General features: G+C 70.6%; 19 protein-coding genes and 2 pseudogenes. 18 read left to right on the top strand and 3 right to left on the bottom strand.

Annotated features, from left to right (window positions below; translation table 11 throughout):
- The first annotated feature begins 1 nt into the window (after position 1).
- From ACIRDU_RS07280 to ACIRDU_RS07205, 16 genes and pseudogenes are all read left to right on the top strand, one after another.
- On the top strand, positions 2–784 hold the full coding sequence (locus tag ACIRDU_RS07280) for a TSUP family transporter (protein ID WP_403575684.1): 783 nt from the start codon (positions 2–4) through the stop codon (positions 782–784).
- A gap of 155 nt (positions 785–939) precedes the next feature.
- Positions 940–1,032, top strand: a complete 93-nt coding sequence (locus ACIRDU_RS07275) for a putative leader peptide (RefSeq protein ID WP_403575682.1) — start codon at positions 940–942, stop codon at positions 1,030–1,032.
- 159 nt (positions 1,033–1,191) lie between these two features.
- Complete coding sequence (locus ACIRDU_RS07270; RefSeq protein WP_403575680.1) at positions 1,192–2,262, top strand: ABC transporter substrate-binding protein; 1,071 nt, start codon at positions 1,192–1,194, stop codon at positions 2,260–2,262.
- 5 nt (positions 2,263–2,267) lie between these two features.
- Positions 2,268–3,104 carry an ABC transporter ATP-binding protein gene (locus ACIRDU_RS07265; protein WP_403575678.1) on the top strand — a complete coding sequence of 279 codons (837 nt, stop codon included), beginning with the start codon at positions 2,268–2,270 and terminating at the stop codon, positions 3,102–3,104.
- On the top strand, positions 3,101–4,051 hold the full coding sequence (locus tag ACIRDU_RS07260) for an ABC transporter permease (protein ID WP_403575676.1): 951 nt from the start codon (positions 3,101–3,103) through the stop codon (positions 4,049–4,051). The genes ACIRDU_RS07265 and ACIRDU_RS07260 overlap by 4 nt, the downstream gene beginning before the upstream one ends.
- 113 nt (positions 4,052–4,164) lie before the next feature.
- The gene (locus tag ACIRDU_RS07255; RefSeq protein WP_403575674.1) at positions 4,165–5,520 is read left to right on the top strand and encodes an LLM class flavin-dependent oxidoreductase; all 1,356 of its coding nucleotides are present in this window, start codon (positions 4,165–4,167) and stop codon (positions 5,518–5,520) included.
- Positions 5,517–5,888 carry an FAD-dependent oxidoreductase gene (locus ACIRDU_RS07250; protein WP_403575673.1) on the top strand — a complete coding sequence of 124 codons (372 nt, stop codon included), beginning with the start codon at positions 5,517–5,519 and terminating at the stop codon, positions 5,886–5,888. The genes ACIRDU_RS07255 and ACIRDU_RS07250 overlap by 4 nt, the downstream gene beginning before the upstream one ends.
- Positions 5,803–6,198 carry a 4Fe-4S dicluster domain-containing protein gene (locus ACIRDU_RS07245; RefSeq protein ID WP_403575672.1) on the top strand — a complete coding sequence of 132 codons (396 nt, stop codon included), beginning with the start codon at positions 5,803–5,805 and terminating at the stop codon, positions 6,196–6,198. The genes ACIRDU_RS07250 and ACIRDU_RS07245 overlap by 86 nt, the downstream gene beginning before the upstream one ends.
- Before the next feature lie 13 nt (positions 6,199–6,211).
- Complete coding sequence (locus ACIRDU_RS07240; protein ID WP_403575670.1) at positions 6,212–7,111, top strand: TauD/TfdA dioxygenase family protein; 900 nt, start codon at positions 6,212–6,214, stop codon at positions 7,109–7,111.
- Between the two features lie 120 nt (positions 7,112–7,231).
- A complete protein-coding gene (locus ACIRDU_RS07235; protein ID WP_403575668.1) occupies positions 7,232–7,549 on the top strand; it encodes a hypothetical protein in 318 nt (105 codons plus the stop codon).
- Between the two features lie 134 nt (positions 7,550–7,683).
- Positions 7,684–7,791 carry a putative leader peptide gene (locus tag ACIRDU_RS07230; protein WP_403575666.1) on the top strand — a complete coding sequence of 36 codons (108 nt, stop codon included), beginning with the start codon at positions 7,684–7,686 and terminating at the stop codon, positions 7,789–7,791.
- A 299-nt stretch (positions 7,792–8,090) separates the two neighbouring features.
- Positions 8,091–9,197, top strand: a complete 1,107-nt coding sequence (locus tag ACIRDU_RS07225) for an ABC transporter substrate-binding protein (protein ID WP_403575664.1) — start codon at positions 8,091–8,093, stop codon at positions 9,195–9,197.
- A gap of 36 nt (positions 9,198–9,233) precedes the next feature.
- A pseudogene (locus tag ACIRDU_RS07220) lies at positions 9,234–9,517 on the top strand (ATP-binding cassette domain-containing protein); the annotation flags it as partial.
- Positions 9,518–9,581: 64 nt separating this feature from the next.
- Positions 9,582–9,869 carry a DNA-binding protein gene (locus ACIRDU_RS07215; protein WP_403575662.1) on the top strand — a complete coding sequence of 96 codons (288 nt, stop codon included), beginning with the start codon at positions 9,582–9,584 and terminating at the stop codon, positions 9,867–9,869.
- A 122-nt stretch (positions 9,870–9,991) separates the two neighbouring features.
- On the top strand, positions 9,992–10,924 hold the full coding sequence (locus tag ACIRDU_RS07210; RefSeq protein ID WP_403577289.1) for a Rieske 2Fe-2S domain-containing protein: 933 nt from the start codon (positions 9,992–9,994) through the stop codon (positions 10,922–10,924).
- The gene (locus tag ACIRDU_RS07205) at positions 10,902–11,450 is read left to right on the top strand and encodes a DUF1360 domain-containing protein (protein WP_403575660.1); all 549 of its coding nucleotides are present in this window, start codon (positions 10,902–10,904) and stop codon (positions 11,448–11,450) included. Before ACIRDU_RS07210 ends, ACIRDU_RS07205 begins: the two co-directional genes overlap by 23 nt.
- Positions 11,451–11,522: 72 nt before the next feature.
- Here the strand turns inward: ACIRDU_RS07205 and ACIRDU_RS07200 are convergent.
- Positions 11,523–11,642: pseudogene (locus ACIRDU_RS07200) on the bottom strand (ferrichrome ABC transporter permease); the annotation flags it as partial.
- Between the two features lie 173 nt (positions 11,643–11,815).
- Here ACIRDU_RS07200 and ACIRDU_RS07195 point away from each other — a divergent pair.
- Both ACIRDU_RS07195 and ACIRDU_RS07190 read left to right on the top strand, forming a co-directional pair.
- Positions 11,816–13,315 (top strand): APC family permease, encoded by a 1,500-nt coding sequence (locus ACIRDU_RS07195; protein ID WP_403575658.1) that lies wholly within the window; start codon positions 11,816–11,818, stop codon positions 13,313–13,315.
- A gap of 2 nt (positions 13,316–13,317) precedes the next feature.
- Positions 13,318–13,734 (top strand): universal stress protein, encoded by a 417-nt coding sequence (locus ACIRDU_RS07190; RefSeq protein ID WP_403575656.1) that lies wholly within the window; start codon positions 13,318–13,320, stop codon positions 13,732–13,734.
- Here the strand turns inward: ACIRDU_RS07190 and ACIRDU_RS07185 are convergent.
- On the bottom strand, positions 13,729–14,127 hold the full coding sequence (locus ACIRDU_RS07185) for a (2Fe-2S) ferredoxin domain-containing protein (protein ID WP_403575654.1): 399 nt from the start codon (positions 14,125–14,127) through the stop codon (positions 13,729–13,731). The genes ACIRDU_RS07190 and ACIRDU_RS07185 overlap by 6 nt on opposite strands.
- Positions 14,124–15,674, bottom strand: coding sequence for an IucA/IucC family protein (locus ACIRDU_RS07180; protein WP_403575652.1), 1,551 nt, complete (start codon positions 15,672–15,674; stop codon positions 14,124–14,126). Before ACIRDU_RS07180 ends, ACIRDU_RS07185 begins: the two co-directional genes overlap by 4 nt.
- Positions 15,675–15,762: the final 88 nt, after the last annotated feature.

Raw genomic sequence — 15,762 nt, 5'->3', positions numbered from 1 at the left:
CGTGACATGGTCAACGGGGCTGGTCGGGCTGGCCGCCAGCCTGCTGATAGCGGTGGCGACCGCGCCGGTGGGGGTTTCGGGTGCGGTGTTCCTGCTGCCGGTGCAGTTGAGCGTACTCGGCGTACCCAGCCCGGCGGTCACACCCACCAATCTGCTGTTCAACGTGGTGGCCGGGCCCGGCGCCCTGCTGCGCTACCACCGCGCGGACCTGCTGCACGGCCCGCTGACGCGCCGCCTGGTGACCGGCACTCTGCCCGGGGTGGTCCTCGGCGCCGTGGTACGGGTCTTCGCCGTCCCGGGGGCCACCGCCTTCCGTCTTCTGGTCGCCGTTCTGCTGATGCCGCTGGGCCTGTGGCTCATCGGGCGCACCCTCCGGCGCACCCGGCCGATCCCGGCCGCGGAACCCTCTCCCCGGGCCATCACCAAACTGGCCCTGGCCGTCGGAGTCATCGGCGGGATCTACGGGATCGGCGGCGGATCCATCCTCGGCCCCATCCTGGTCGGCCGGGGCATGCCCGTCGCCCGGGTGGCACCGGCCGCTCTCGCCTCCACTTTCGCCACCTCCGTGGCCGGCGCCGCGACCTTCGCGCTGCTGTCCCTGACCGGCTCCGGTGACATCGCCCCTGACTGGTACCTCGGCCTGGCCTGCGGTCTCGGCGGACTGACCGGCGGCTACCTCGGGGCGCATCTGCAACCTCACCTGCCCGAGACCGCACTGCGCCTCATGCTCGCAACCCTGGCCACCGTCCTCGGCGTCCTCTACGCCGCGCAGTCACTGCGCTGACGGCCAGTGCCCGGCACAGACGGCAGTCACCCCACGACCACCCGTCCAGAGAACTGTGAACGCGGTACTTCATCGGCATGTCGGACCGTTGAGAATATGAGACGCATACGCGAGCGACATTGACCTGGCTGAATTTCGCTGCAACCCTCTTATCTGTGAGCAAGTCCGAGAACCTCGCCGCGCGCCTGCACGTCGATCTGCGACGTCAGGCCAGCGCCATCTGTGCCATCGGTCGCCGCACCCACTGACAGGCACAGCTTCCCTTCGCTCCATTTCACAGTCGGCTTCTACGCCAAGTCGCTGTTCTCGCAGACGTCACGCTCCTCGAAGCAATTCCTGCCGAGGTTTCCTTTCCACCGTTCGACGTCTGCCATTTCCTTGCCCAGTTTCTTGAACAGGACCTTTCCATGGCCACGACGGCATCGACCCGACGTCAGTTCCTCACTCTGCTCGGTCTCTCGACGGTGGCCGTGGGCTGCGGCACGACCGCGACCGGAGCCACGTCCGGCAAGGGCCAGACCAGGACGCTCCGGTACCAGGGCTGGGCGGGCCAGGTCACCTTGCCGGAGCTGGCCGAGGACCTCGGCTATCTGCAGGACGTGAAGCTGAAGTGGGTCGGCAACACGATCAGCGGACCGCAGGACATCCAGTCCGCGGCCACGGGCCAGGTCGACTTCGGCGGCGCGTTCAACGGCGCGGTCGTCAAACTGGCCGCGAACAAGGCCCCCATCAAGGCGGTCATCAGCTACTACGGCACCGACAAGTACGCCTACAACGGCTTCTACGTCCTCAAGGACAGCCCGATCCGCTCCGCCAGGGACCTGATCGGCAAGAAGGTCGGAATGAACACGCTCGGAGCCCACTCCGAGGCCATGCTCGACATCTACCTGCAGCGAGGCGGTCTTTCCCCGGCGGACATCGGCAGGGTCGAGCCCCTCGTGGTGCCTCCGGTCAACACCGAACAGACGTTGCGTCAGAAGCAGATCGACGTGGCCGTGCTCGGCGGCATCCTGCGCGACAAGGCCCTGGCAGCCGGCGGCATCCGCCCACTGTTCACCGACTATCGACTGCTCGGCGCGTTCAGCGCCGGCACCTACGTGATGACGGACCGCTTCCTGAAGCAGAACCCCGACACCGCCCGGACCTTCGTCACCGCCGTCGGAAAAGCCATCGAGTGGTCCCGTTCCACTCCGCACGAAGAAGTCGTCGCGCGGATGACAGACATCGTGAAGAAGCGCGGCCGCAACGAGGACACCGCACCCCTGAAGTACTGGCGTTCCTACGGCGTCGCCGAGACGGCAGGCCGGATCACCGGCAAGGAATTCCAGTTGTGGATCGACTGGTTGGCCGACCGCGGCGACATCCAGAAGGACCAGGTCACACTGTCGGACCTCTACACCAATGAATTCAACGCCGCGGGCGAAAGCAGCGCTTCGACTACCTCAGCGGACTCCTCCGCCTCGACGAGCGGGAGCTGAATCCCATGCCGGAATCCATCACACCCAAGATCGTGTTCGAGGACGTACGGAAGGAATTCACCGTCAAGGACCGCACGAGGGATCGGCAGAACACGCGCTTCACCGCCCTCGACGGCATCGATCTGGAGATAGCGGCCGGCGAGTTCATCGTCCTGGTCGGCCCCAGCGGCTGCGGAAAGTCGACGCTGCTGGACCTGCTCGGCGGCCTCGCCCGACCCACCGGCGGGCGGATCCTGCTGGACGGCGTACCCGTCACTGGTCCGGGCCTGGACCGAGGCATCGTGTTCCAGCAGTACGCACTGCTGCCGTGGCGCACGGCGCAGGGCAACGTCGAGTTCGGCTTGGAGGCCACCGGCGTCCCACGGCGTCAACGGGCCGGACACGCCAAGGAGTTCCTGGACCTGGTCGGTCTGTCCGGGTTCGAGGACCGCCATCCGCATGAGCTGTCGGGAGGGATGCGCCAGCGGGTGGCGATCGCCCGCAGCCTCGCCTACGACCCCGATGTGCTCCTGATGGACGAGCCGTTCGCCGCGCTGGACGCCCAGACCCGGGAGTCGCTGCAGGACGAACTGCTGCGCATCTGGCAGCGCACCGGCAAGACCGTCGTCTTCATCACCCACGGCATCGACGAGGCCGTCTACCTGGGACAACGCGTCGCCGTCATGACATCCAGGCCCGGCCGTATCAAACAGCTCGTGCCGGTCGCCTTCGACTCCCGTACGGCGACGGACGACCTCCGCTCCAGCCCCGAGTTCGCGCGCTACCGGCATGAGATCTGGTCGCTGCTGCACGACGAGGTGGCCAGGGCCCAGCAGTTGGAGAAGGAGGAGGCTTCCGCATGAGCACCACAACCGGCACGACCACCGAGAAGACCAGGGCGCCCGGCGTGGAGAGCACCGCCGAGCCCGTCCCTGCCCCTTCCCCCGCTCCGTCCGCCGCGGCCCCGACACCAGGAACAGCACCGTCGGACATACGCCGAGTCCCTTCCTCCACGGCCCGGGTCCACCGGGCGGTCCGCCGACTGCCGTACTTCCTGCTGAAGGGGACGACCAAGTCAGCGGCGATCGTGGCCCTGCTGGTGCTGTGGGAGACCGCACCGCGACTCGGCCTGGTCGACCGGACCTTCCTGCCGCCCTTCAGCGAGGTCGCCCGCGCCTGGTGGGAGCTGGCCGCCGACGGTCAGCTCGCCGACAACGCACGCGCCAGCCTGGTGCGCTCGTTCAGCGGATTCGGTCTCGCCGTCGCCTTCGCCGTGCCGCTCGGCCTGCTGATCGGCTGGTACCGGCCGGTCGCCGACCTCCTCGGCCCGCTCCTCGAGGTCTTCCGCAACACCGCCGCCCTCGCCCTGCTGCCGGTGTTCGTGCTCTTGCTGGGCATCGGCGAGACCTCGAAGATCTCCATCGTGGTGTACGCGTGCACCTGGCCGATCCTGCTCAACACCATCAGCGCGGTCCGCAACGTCGACCCGACCTTGCTGAAGCTGGCGAAGTCGATGGACCTTTCCGCGCCCCGGCTGTTCCAGAAGGTCATCCTGCCGGCGTCGGTTCCGGTGATGTTCACCGGCATCCGGCTGGCCGGAGCGGTGTCCATTCTGGTGCTGGTCGCCGCCGAGATGATCGGCGCCAAGGCGGGCCTCGGCTATCTGATCAACGCCTCTCAGTACAACTTCGCGATCCCGCAGATGTACGCGGGCATCATCACGATCTCCGCCATCGGCGTGGCCTTCAACCAGTTCCTGGTGACCGTGGAGCGGCGGCTCAGCTCCTGGCGCGTACCCGCCGACAGCTGACCCGGCCGGCGCTCATCTCACTGCTTGCCGGTCCCGTCACAGCCCGTCCGTCTCGCTGCCCCTGCGTCTCGCTGTTCCCCGTGCGTCTCGTTCCCTGCGATCCGAGGTACCCCATGCCCGCGACCAGACCCCGTCAGCTGCATCTCAACGCCTTCCTGATGAACGCCGGCCACCACGACGCCGCCTGGCGCCACCCCCGTACCCAGCCCGAACGCGTCACCGACCTGCGCTACTTCCAGCAGCTCGCACAGACCGCCGAACGCGGCCTGCTCGACTCCGTCTTCCTCGCCGACGGCCTCGCCCTGTGGGGCAAGGTCCGGCACAACGCGCTCGGCGGCTTCGAACCGCTCACCCTGCTGTCCGCCCTGGCGGCGGTGACCGAACACATCGGACTGATCGCCACCGTCTCCACCACCTTCAACGAGCCCTTCCACACCGCCCGCAAGTTCGCTTCCCTGGACCACATCAGCGGAGGCCGGGCCGGCTGGAACATCGTCACCTCCGGCACCGTGAACGAGGCCCGCAACTTCGGGCAGGACGAGCACCTGGAGCACCGGCTGCGCTACGGGCGGGCACGGGAGTTCGTCGACGTCGCCACCAAGCTCTGGGACAGCTGGGAGGACGACGCGATCCTGCTCGACCGTGAGCGCGGCGTCTACGCCGACACCGACAAGGTGCGGGAGATCAACCACCGCGGGGAGTACTTCGGAGTGCAGGGCCCCCTGAACGTACCGCGCGCCCCGCAGGGATACCCGCTGCTGGTGCAGGCCGGCTCGTCGGAGGACGGCAAGGAGTTCGCCGCCCAGTACGCCGAGGCCGTCTTCACCGCCCAGCAGACCCTCGCCGACGGCCAGTCCTTCTACAAGGACCTCAAGTCCCGGCTGGCCCGCCACGGCCGCACCGAGGACCAGCTGCTGGTGCTGCCCGGCATCGCTCCCGTCATCGGCTCCACCGAGGCCGAGGCCCGCGCACTCGAACAGGAAATGACGGACTTGCAGGTGCCCGAGTACGGGCTCGCCCAGCTGTCCGGGATGCTCGGCACCGACCTGACCGGGCTGCCGCTGGACGGCCCCCTGCCGGAACTGCCCGAGGAGCGGGACATCAACGGCAACAAGAGCCGCTTCACGCTCGTCGCCGAACTCGCCCGCCGCGACGGTCTCACCCTGCGCGAGCTCATCGCCCGCCTCGGCTCCGGACGCGGCCACCGCGTCTTCGCCGGCACCCCCGAGCAGACAGCCGACCAGCTCGAGGAGTGGTTCACCCAGGGCGCCGCCGACGGCTTCAACATCATGCCGCCCCATCTGCCGGGCGGACTGGAGGACTTCGTCGACCACGTCGTACCGATCCTGCAGCGGCGCGGCCTCTTCCGCACCGAGTACACCGGCCGCACCCTGCGTGAGCACTACGGGCTGGCCCGCCCCGCCAACCGGCTGGCCACGGCGGCCACGGCGGAGGGAGGGCCCGCATGACCGGGCTGGAGTTCACCACCGATGTCCTCGTGGTCGGCGGCGGGCCTGCGGCCACATGGGCCGCCCTCAAGGCGGCCCAGGACGGCGCGGACGTGATCCTCGCCGACAAGGGCTACTGCGGCACCAGCGGCGCCACCGCCTCTGCCGGCAACGGCGTCTGGTACGTCCCCCCGGAGCCCGCCGCCCGACAGGCCGCACAGGCGGCCTCGACCGGGTGTGGACCCGCACCAAGCCCCTGCCGACCACACCAACCGCACCGTCGGCACGGCTGGAGGTGGCTTCGTGATCGAACTGGTCTCGGCGGAACGCTGCATCACCTGCGACAAGTGCATCAAGGTCTGCCCGACCAATGTCTTCGACCGCGGTGAGGACGGCATCCCGGTGCTCGCCCGCCGCGACGACTGCCAGACCTGCTTCCAGTGCGAGGCGAACTGCCCGGCAGACGCGCTGTACGTGGCGCCCCTGACCCACCCGCTGCCCGAGGACTCCACCGCACGGGACGAGGACCACCTGGACCGTACCGGCCTGCTCGGCAGTTACCGCCGGCACATCGGCTGGGGACGGGGCCGCACATCCGGCGCGCTGCGAGCCGTCGGCCCTTCCCTCGGACCACCAGGGGCCAAGGAGCCTCACTCCCCAACACTTCCTGACCACCTCCCGATCAATCACCCGATGTGAAAGGAACCCGCGCATGACCACCAGCACCGGCTTCGACATCCGCAGGATCGGCGGCCGAATCGGCGCCGAGATCCTCGGCGTGGACCTCTCCACCGACCTCGACCCCGCCGTGGTCACCGAGATCAACTCCGCGCTTCTGGAACACAAGGCGCTGGTCTTCCGCGACCAGCGGCTCGACGACGCGGGCCAGCTTCGCTTCGCCGCCCTCTTCGGCGAGCTCACCACCGCGCACCCCACTGTGCCGTCCGTCGACGGTCAGCCCCACATCCTCCCGGTCGACGGCGACGAGGGCATTCGCGCCAACCAGTGGCACACGGACGTCACCTTCGTCCGGACACCCCCGAAGGCGTCCACGCTGCGCGGCATCGTGGTCCCGCCCTACGGCGGCAACACCCTCATCGCCAACTCGGCCGCCGCGTACCGGGACCTGCCCGAGCCGCTGCGCGAGCTGGCCGACAAGCTGTGGGCGGTGCACACCAACGACTACGACTACGCCGCCCCCAAGAACGAGAAGGCGGCCGAGCACCGCAGGCGGTTCGTCTCCAGGAAGTACCGCACCGCCCACCCGGTCGTCCGCGTCCACCCCGAGACCGGGGAGCGTGGGCTGTTCATCGGCGGCTTCGCCCAGAGCATCGTCGGGCTCAGCCCCTCCGACTCCCGTGACCTGCTGCGCATCTTCCAGTCGTACGTCACCCGCCCGGAGAACATCGTGCGGGTGGCCTGGACGCCCGGCGACCTCGTCCTCTTCGACAACCGCATCACCCAGCACTACGCCCCGGACGACTACGGCGACCTGCCGCGCCTGCTGCACCGCGTGACCGTCGCCGGCGACGTCCCCGCCGGCGTCGACGGCACCCTCAGCCACGTCATCGACGGCGACGACGCCTCCCACTACACCCCCGCCGCGGCCTGAGGCCCACGGCCGCCGGACAGGGGACACCCGCCCCTGCCCGGCGGCCCGCCCGAAGCGGATGCCGACCGATGCCTCAAGGGATGATGGGCGCATGCGGATCTCAGCAGGGCCGACTACGCCGTGCGCGCCGCACTGCAGCTCGCTGCGTCACGGGAGGACGGTCCACTGAAGGCCGAGGCCATCGCCGACGCCCAGGACATCAGCATCGCCGACGTCATCCGCATCGTGGACGGACCGCTGGTCTCGTTGCGCGGGGTCCGCCCTCCGGAGCTGTCCTACACAGGCCCCGCCGAGTCGCTGCTCCCCTTGTGGATCGCGTTGCGATCCAACGTGCGCGAGATCCTCGAGGGCGTGTCACTCGCCGACGTCGCGTCCGCCCAACTGCCCGCCGAGGTGTCCGCGCTGTCCCACGCCCCGGGCGCCTGGGTAGACCCCTGACACGCTGGACCATTCACCCCTCATCTCGGTAAACGAGATGAAGGAGTCCAGCATGCGAACACCCCCTTGGGATGGCCGCCACCTTCTGCCACGATCCCTAGCAACCAGGTAGGAAAACTAGGGAACCGAGGGGTATGGCCATGCGAACGCTCAACCGCACAGGCTGGTTGCTGCCCCTCCTCACCTCGCGTCGCCACATCGACTTCAGCCGTACGTCCAGCGCCATCTGTCGGCCCGTCTGAGACCTCCGCAGAACCTGCTGGCACCCCACAGGAAACCGCTGGGCTTCTCCCGCCGCCTCTCCGGCTTCGGCGGACGGGTCACCCTGCGACCGACAGCGCCCGCATCCTCCTGACCTCACGCTTCAGGCGCGGCATTGGCTGCGTCGCAGGCGCAGCACCCACTCCCCCACGATCCGCTCCTCAGCAGACGGCATTCCTGCTGCCGAGGGCCGGCGAGCGGAGTACTGGTGCGTGCCCGCGGGCCCCACTCCTCGCTTTCCCGTACCTCCCTGATCGCCCATCCCTGAGAGGACACCTCCGTGTCTGCCGCAAGACCGCTCACCACCCTGCGCACCCTCGCCGCCATGGCGGCACTCCCCTTCCTGCTGACCGCCTGCGGCTACGGCTCCGAGTCCACCGACGACGGCAAGCAGACCGAGGTCGCGGCGGACGCCAAGAAGCTCTCCGCCGACGAAGTGAAGATCGGCTACTTCCCCAATCTCACGCACGCCACCGCCCTGGTGGGCGTCCAGGAAGGCCTGCTCCAGAAGGAGCTCGGCGGCACCACGATCAAGTCCTCGACCTTCAACGCCGGCCCCTCCGAGATCGAGGCGCTCAACGCCGGCTCCATCGACATCGGCTGGATCGGCCCCTCCCCCGCCATCAACGGCTACACCAAGTCGAAGGGCGAGAACCTGCGCATCATCGGCGGTTCCGCCTCCGGCGGTGTGAAGCTCGTCGTCAACCCGGACAAGATCACGTCACTGAAGGACGTCAAGGGCAAGAAGATCGCCACGCCGCAGTTCGGCAACACCCAGGACGTGGCGTTCCTCAACTGGATCTCCGAGCAGGGCTGGAAGGTCGACGCGCAGAGCGGCAAGGGCGATGTCTCCGTCGTCCGCACGGACAACAAGATCACCCCGGACGCATACAAGTCCGGCTCCGTCGACGGCGCGTGGGTGCCGGAACCGACCGCGTCCAAGCTGGTCGCCGAGGGCGGCAAGGTGCTGCTCGACGAGTCGACGCTGTGGCCGGACAAGAAGTTCGTGATCACGAACATCATCGTGCGGCAGGAGTTCCTGAAGGAGCACCCGGATGTCGTCGAGGCGGTGCTGCGCGGCTCGGTGAAGACCAATGAGTGGATCAACGCCAACCCGGAGAAGGCGAAGGCGTCCGCCAACGCGGCGCTGAAGGAGCTGTCGGGCAAGGAGCTGCCCGCCGAGGTCATCGACCCGGCCTGGAAGTCCATCGCATTCCTCGACGACCCGCTGGCCGCCACCCTCAACACCGAGGCGGAGCACGCGGTCAAGGCCGGTCTGCTGGAGAAGCCCCATCTGGAAGGCATCTACGACCTCACGCTCCTCAACAAGGTCCTCGAGGCCGAGGGCAAGGACAAGGTCGACGACGCCGGTCTCGGCACCGAGTAACAACGACCGGACCCGAGTTCCCAGGAGGTGGCGACCATGGCCACCGCGACCGCCAAGGCCGCTGAGGACGCCACGACGGTGACGCACGCCGCCCGCGTCGAGCACGTCTCGAAGTCTTCCGCGCACCGGGCACGCCCGGCGGACAGCAGCTCGTCCTGGACGACATCACGCTCGATGTCGCACCCGGCGAGTTCGTCACCCACCTGGGAGCCTCCGGCTGCGGCAAGTCCACACTGCTCAACCTGGTGGCAGGGCTCGACCTTCCGTCCGCCGGCTCGATCAGCACGGACGGCCGGCCCGCCCTGATGTTCCAGAAGCACAGGAGCGGCGGGCGACCGCTCCGTCACCGCCTGGCTCGCCCTCGCACGCGCCGACGACCTACGGGTGATCACCTCCGCGGCCACCCTGGTGGAAGTCGTCCACCCGCGGATCAACCGCCCCGCCCTGGAGTGGACCCTCTCCCGCCTCGTGGTCGAACCGGTCACCGAACCCCTCGCCCGCCACGCCGCCGCCCTCCTCGCCGACGCCGGCCTGCACGGCCACACGTACGCCATCGGCGCCATGCTCAGCGCCACCGCCCTCGCTGCACCCGGACCGGTCACGATCCTCACCCCGGAACCCGAGGACCTGACCGCGCTGTGCAGCGGACGGGTCACCGTGATCAGAGTCTGATGCAGCTACTTCCTCGGCAGCTCCCGGGGGGTATGGCAATCGTCCGGGCCCGGCCGTTCCGTTTGCCGCCGGTACCGGTGGGGACCCGGCCGAGCATGAACGCAACCCCACGTCGCCGCGTGATGCGGCAGAACCGGGTCCTGTGGTTGCTGGACCGCCTGGAGCACGAGCCCAGGGCCGATGCGGTGATCGACACGCTGCGCAAGGGCGTGCGGGCCCTGCCCCTGGGGCGCGGCCGGGACCTGCTGCACGGCAGGTGGCTGGGGCACCCGGTGCATCCGCTGATGGTGCAGGTGCCGATCGGAAGCTGGCTGTCGGCGGCGGCCTTGGACCTGCGCCCCGGCGGCTCCCGCGAGGCGCGGCTGCTGGTGGGGGTCGGGCTGGGCGCCGCGGCCCCCGCGGCCGTGGCCGGCTGGGTGGACTGGGCGGAGCTGCACCGCCGCCAGCAGCGGATCGGGCTGGTGCACGCCCTGTCCAACACGGCGGCCGTCGGTCTGTACGCCGCCTCGCTCGCCTGCCGCCTCAAGGGGCGCGAGGGGGCAGGCCGGGCGTACGGCTTCCTGGGGCTGACGGCGGTCGGACTCGGCGGCATGCTGGGCGGCCACCTGGCCTACCGGCAGGCGTCCGGCGCCAACCACGCCGAAGAGGTCCCGAACGTCGTCTCCGGGGGGTGGCACCGGATCGGAACCGTCGACGAGTTCCCGGTCGGGGAACCGGTGCGGCGCAGCGTGGACGACGTGCCGGTGCTGGTGGTGCGCGAGACCGGCGGGGCGATCCACGCGCTGGCCGAGCGGTGCAGCCACCTCGCGGGGCCGCTGTCCGAGGGCACCGTCGCCGACGGCTGTGTGCGGTGCCCGTGGCACGGCAGCGTCTTCCGGCTCTCCGACGGCTGGAACGTACGCGGACCGGCCACCGCCCCCCAGCCCTCCTTCGACACGCGGGTCACCGGCGGCCATGTCGAGGTGCGCCTGCGGCACCAGGACGGCGGGGAGCCGGCCGGGCAGAGGAACGCAACACGAGCGGGGGTGGCCCATGGGCACGGCGACCGTGACTGACAGCCGCCTCGCGCGCCGGCTGCAGGGAGTCCTCCGGCGCACCGGCCGGAACTACGCGGCAGGGCACGACCGTCCACTGGGCGGCTATCTCGCGGCCATGGCGGGCTTCGCGGCGTACACGGCGGCCTGGACCACGGCGGTACGGCGCAGCGGGCGCCCGGTGCCCGAGCGGCCCGAGCCGTGGGACGTGGTCCTGACGTCGGTGGCCACGTTCCGGCTCAGCCGGCTGCTCAGCAAGGCGTCGGTGACCAGTCCGCTGCGGGCCCCCTTCACCCGGTACGTCGGGCCGCAGGGCCCGGCCGAGCTGCACGAGGAGGCACAGCCCGAGCAGGGCAGGCACACCGTCGGCGAGCTCGCGACCTGCCCGTTCTGCCTGAGTGTCTGGGTGGCCTCGACCCTGACCGCCGGCCAGCTGCTCTGGCCGCGCGCGACCCGTACGGCCATGGGCACGCTCACCGCCCTGGCCGGGGCGGACACGCTGCAACTGGCGTACGGCGCGCTGATGGACAAGACGACCGGCGACTGACCGCGGCCCGCCGGAGCGCGGCCGGCACACCTTCTTGGCAAGGCGATATCGGCTCACCTTCGCCGCGCGCCCGCCCAGCTGGGCGGGCGCGATGAGGGTGCGGCCGAGCAGACCGGCAGTGCAGACGAGCGCGGCGCCGAGCAGGACGGCGACCGGTACGACCCGCACGTGCCGCCGGCCCACCAGGGCACGGGGGCGGACCGCGGCTGCGCCGGCCTGATGACGGCGGTGATCGGCACGCCGTACTTCCGGCACCTGCTGGTCCGTGGACGGAAAGCGACATGACGCACGAAAAGTAGATCAATAGGTAAATCGCTCCGTAAGTGCCTGTTGTATGGACGCACACACAACGGGAGCGAGGGAGCATGGCCAAGGACATCACGGACCCGGGCCCGCCCCCGGAGGCGAGCCTGAAGCCCAATGCGATCGGGTTCGTCGACGCGCTGGTCATCGGGCTCAACGCGACGTCCCCCGCGTACTCCGTGGCGGCGGTCATCGGCCCGATCGTGGCGCTCGTGGGCATCCACGCCCCCGGAGTGATGCTCGCGTCGTTCGTGCCCATGCTGCTGATCGCGTCGGCGTTCTACTACCTCAACAAGGTCGACCAGGACTGCGGCACGACGTTCTCCTGGGTCACCCGGGCCATGGGGCCGTGGGCGGGCTGGCTCGGCGGCTGGGCCATCACGATGACCGGCGTCCTGGTCGTCGGATCGCTCGCGGACGTCGCCGTGACGTTTTTCCTGCTCGCCGTGGGCCTGGACGGCTGGGCCGAGAACGACGCGGTGCGCCAGGTGCTGACGGTGCTGCTCATCCTGGCGATGACGGCCGTCTGCGTGATCGGCACCGAGGTGTCGGCCAAGGTGCAGAACGTCCTCATCCTGGCGCAGGTCGTCTGTCTGCTCGCCTTCGCCGTGGTGGCGCTCCACCGCGTCTACTCCGGCACCGGCACCCTCGACGCCATCGATCCGGAGTTCGGCTGGCTCGACCCGTTCGGGGCCGGCGGGGCGTCCCTGACCGCGTCCCTGCTGCTGGGCGTGTTCATCTACTGGGGGTGGGAGTCGGCGGTCAACCTCACCGAGGAGGTCGAGAACTCGGCCACCGCCCCCGGCAAGGCGGCCGTCTGGTCGACGGTGCTGCTGCTGGTGACCTATCTCGCGGTCGCCTTCGCGGTCGTGGCCTACGCCGGCACGGACTATCTCGCCGAGAACGCCGCGGAGGAGGAGTTCATCTTCGCCCTGCTCGCCGAGGAGGCCATGGGCGGCTGGGACTGGGTCGTGCTGCTGGCGGTCTCGACCTCCGCGCTCGCCTCCACCCAGACGACGATCATCCCGGCGTCGCGCACGGGCCTGTCCATGGCACGCCGGCACGCGCTGCCCGCCCACTTCGGCCGCATCCACCCGCGCTTCCGCACCCCCAACGTGAGCACCTGGTGGGTCGCCGGCATCGCCATCGCCTGGTACCTCGTCCTCTTCCACGTCAGTGAGAACGCCCTCTTCGACTCCCTCACCGCCCTGTCCCTGCTGATCGCCTTCTACTACGCCCTCACGGGACTCGCCTGCGCGGTCTACTACCGCCGCCAACTGACCCGCAGCGTCCGCAACTTCACCCTGATCGGCCTCGGCCCGCTGGTCGGCGCGGGGCTGCTGGCGTGGCTGCTGGTGGAATCCGTGGCCGACATGTCCGACCCCGCCAACTCCTACAGCGGCGTCTCGTGGTTCGGGCTCGGTCCCCCGCTCGTCATCGGTATCGGCATCGTCGTCACGGGCGTCGTCCTCATGATCGTGCGGCGGCTGACGGCACCCGCCTTCTGGTCGGAACACCCGAGCGTGGTCGACCCGGCCCTCGTCGACGGCAAGGAGTCCTGAAGATGTCGGTGGTCCTCGGCTACGACGAGTCCCCGGGCGCCCTGAGCGCACTGCGCGTCGCCATCGAGGTGGCGGCGGCCTACGACGAACCGCTGGTGATCGTCTACGGCGTCGCCGCCCCCGGCGTCACGGGCGAGGAGTACGGCGCCCATCACGAGGCCGTCCGCGAGGCCGGCAGCACCGCGCTCGGTCACGCGGTCCGGGTGGCCGACGAGGCCGGTGTGAGCAGCTCGGTGGAGCTCATCGACGAGCGGCCCGCGCAAGCGCTGCTCGACGCCGCGGCCCGCCACGAGGCCAGGGTCATCGTGGTGGGCACGTGGGGCGAGTCCCCGGTGCGCGGGGCGCTGCTGGGCTCGACTCCGCACAAGCTGCTGCACCTGTCGACCGTGCCCGTGCTGTGCGTACCGGCCCCGTCATGAGCTCGCGGAGCGGCGTCGCGCGAGCGGTGTGAAGACGTACAGATCGAGGATGTCGGGCAGGGGCGCGACGCCGGGACCGCCCTCCCGCACCCAGGAGACGACGTCCTCGGTGGCGGCCTGGTCGTTGACCAGGCCCAGCCACACCGGCCGGCCTCCGGCGGCCCGGCCCTCGGCGGACGGCTGGACGACGACGACGTTGGCCTGGTCGCAGACGTCGAGGCAGTCGGAGACGCGTACCGGTGCCGCCTCGCGCAGACGCTCGGTCTGGGCGGCGTGATCGACGCCGGTGACCTTGGGGCTGCCGCAGCAGCAGGCCCGGCAGACGACGATGCGGCACGGCACCGCTCCGCCCACAGGCGCGGCCGGGGCGGCGCCGGAGGTCCGGCCGGTCACGGTGCCTCCCTCAGCGGGTTGGGCAGCGGCCGGTAGCGGGCGTCGGCGCCGTCCGCGCCCGTCCAGCGCAGCAGCAGGTTGGTCTTGGCGGGCAGGGTCGGTGAGGTGAGCAGGGCGGGGATCTCCGGAAGGTCGTGGCGGGCGAGTTCACGGCGGGCGGCGGGCCAGGGGTCGAATGCGGGGTGGTGTTCGGTGAGGGCGCCGGCGATCTCCATGAGGTGGTTGACGACCAGGCAGTACACGAGCCGCTCCCAGCCGGCCTCCCGCGACACGTCCGGCAGCAGCTTCACGCCCTCGGCGTCCCGGTACAGCGCCTGCACCGGCAGCCCTTCGGCGTCCACCCCGACCAGGGTGTTCTGCAGGTGGGCCTCGATGACGACGCCGTGCTCGGCGAACGCCGTCAGCGCCGGGGGCACGACCTGGGCCAGGTACGCCGCCCACCAGGCCCCGGGGTCGGCGGAGCGGTCGAGCGGGCTGCCGTCGAAGCCCTCGACGAGACCGGCGGCGAGCAGTGGGGTCGCGCCGGGCAGGAGGTGTCCGCCCAAGCCGTCGCGGACGAGGACGGCCAGGGCCTCGAAGGCGAAGTCGGCGGTGCGGTAGCCGCGGTCACTGAGCCAGGCCGCGGGGCCGTCGAACGTCGCGAAGGCGGAGCGGACGGCCGCGTCGGTCCGGCGCAGGGCGAGCAGGTCGTGGCGCCACAGGCGGCGGACGTCGTTGGTGATGCGCACGTCCAGGCTGAACTTCAGGAACAGGTCGTGCTCGGGCGTGTGGAGCGTGCGGATGGCGGCCGTGGGCCAGGTGTCGAAGGCGGTCGTGCCGAGCCGGACCAGCCTGCCGTCGGCGAAGGCGGCGGCGAGCTCCGGGGCGGCCAGGTCCAGCTGCCAGGGGTGGGCCGGGAGCAGGCGGTAGCCGGGCGGGGCCGTGCCGAGGGCGTCGAGGGCGGAGGTGTCGCCCTCCTCGACGACGGCGTCCTCCCGCAGCCCGAGCAGGGCCATCGGGAACCGGGCGTACGCCTCGGGCGCGTACGGCAGCCAGCCGGCGGCCGGGCCGCCTCCCCGCGCCTTGGGGGCCGGGTGGTGGGTGTGGCCGGTGAGGAGGGACTGTTCCGAGCGCAGGTAGAGGTCGTCGGGCGGGGCCGCCCGGGCCCGGGCGGCCAGCAGGGCGGCCACGGCGTCGCGGCTGTCGAGCATCTCGGCGGGCAGTTCGTGATTGGACAGCCCGGTGTGCCGGCGCAACTCCTCGGCGACGAGCTCGACCAGTTCGGTGTGGCCGACGCGGTGCCAGGCGCCCGCCAGGCGGACCTCCGGCTCGGCGGGCCGCCGCGTCCCGCGCACCCGCAGCAGCCGGTCCCCGCCGGGCAGCCGGTGGACACGGTGTCCGCCCTCCTGGCGCACCGGCCGGGCCACCTCCCGCAGCAGGCAGTTCAACAGGGGCACGGCGGCATACGCGTCGGCGAGAGCGCCGACGGCCGCGCTGTCACCGGGGGCACAGTCGCCGGGGGCCGAGTCGTCGTCGGCGGGCGGGGGCATGAGGTCCACGCGTTCCACTCGTCCCTATGGTCCTTCCAGCGTTCCGGGCGGAGATGATCAGTATGTCGGTCGTCGCCATTCCGCTGTGACGCCCCCTATGCGTACC

It is taken from the genome of Streptomyces sp. NPDC093598 (assembly GCF_044764825.1).
Taxonomy (GTDB): Bacteria; Actinomycetota; Actinomycetes; order Streptomycetales; family Streptomycetaceae; genus Streptomyces.
The sequence above is the reverse complement of the archived record's forward strand: the minus strand, read 5'-3'. Positions and strand labels throughout refer to the sequence as shown.

Excerpts from the sequence above, each read along its gene's own strand:
- ACIRDU_RS07270 (WP_403575680.1), top strand. The coding sequence starts at position 1,192 with ATGGCCACGACGGCATCGACCCGACGTCAGTTCCTCACTCTGCTCGGT.
- ACIRDU_RS07265 (WP_403575678.1), top strand. The coding sequence starts at position 2,268 with ATGCCGGAATCCATCACACCCAAGATCGTGTTCGAGGACGTACGGAAG.
- ACIRDU_RS07260 (WP_403575676.1), top strand. The coding sequence starts at position 3,101 with ATGAGCACCACAACCGGCACGACCACCGAGAAGACCAGGGCGCCCGGC.
- ACIRDU_RS07255 (WP_403575674.1), top strand. The coding sequence starts at position 4,165 with ATGCCCGCGACCAGACCCCGTCAGCTGCATCTCAACGCCTTCCTGATG.
- ACIRDU_RS07250 (WP_403575673.1), top strand. The coding sequence starts at position 5,517 with ATGACCGGGCTGGAGTTCACCACCGATGTCCTCGTGGTCGGCGGCGGG.
- ACIRDU_RS07240 (WP_403575670.1), top strand. The coding sequence starts at position 6,212 with ATGACCACCAGCACCGGCTTCGACATCCGCAGGATCGGCGGCCGAATC.
- ACIRDU_RS07230 (WP_403575666.1), top strand. The coding sequence starts at position 7,684 with ATGGCCATGCGAACGCTCAACCGCACAGGCTGGTTGCTGCCCCTCCTC.
- ACIRDU_RS07210 (WP_403577289.1), top strand. The coding sequence starts at position 9,992 with ATGCGGCAGAACCGGGTCCTGTGGTTGCTGGACCGCCTGGAGCACGAG.
- ACIRDU_RS07205 (WP_403575660.1), top strand. The coding sequence starts at position 10,902 with ATGGGCACGGCGACCGTGACTGACAGCCGCCTCGCGCGCCGGCTGCAG.
- ACIRDU_RS07195 (WP_403575658.1), top strand. The coding sequence starts at position 11,816 with ATGGCCAAGGACATCACGGACCCGGGCCCGCCCCCGGAGGCGAGCCTG.
- ACIRDU_RS07190 (WP_403575656.1), top strand. The coding sequence starts at position 13,318 with ATGTCGGTGGTCCTCGGCTACGACGAGTCCCCGGGCGCCCTGAGCGCA.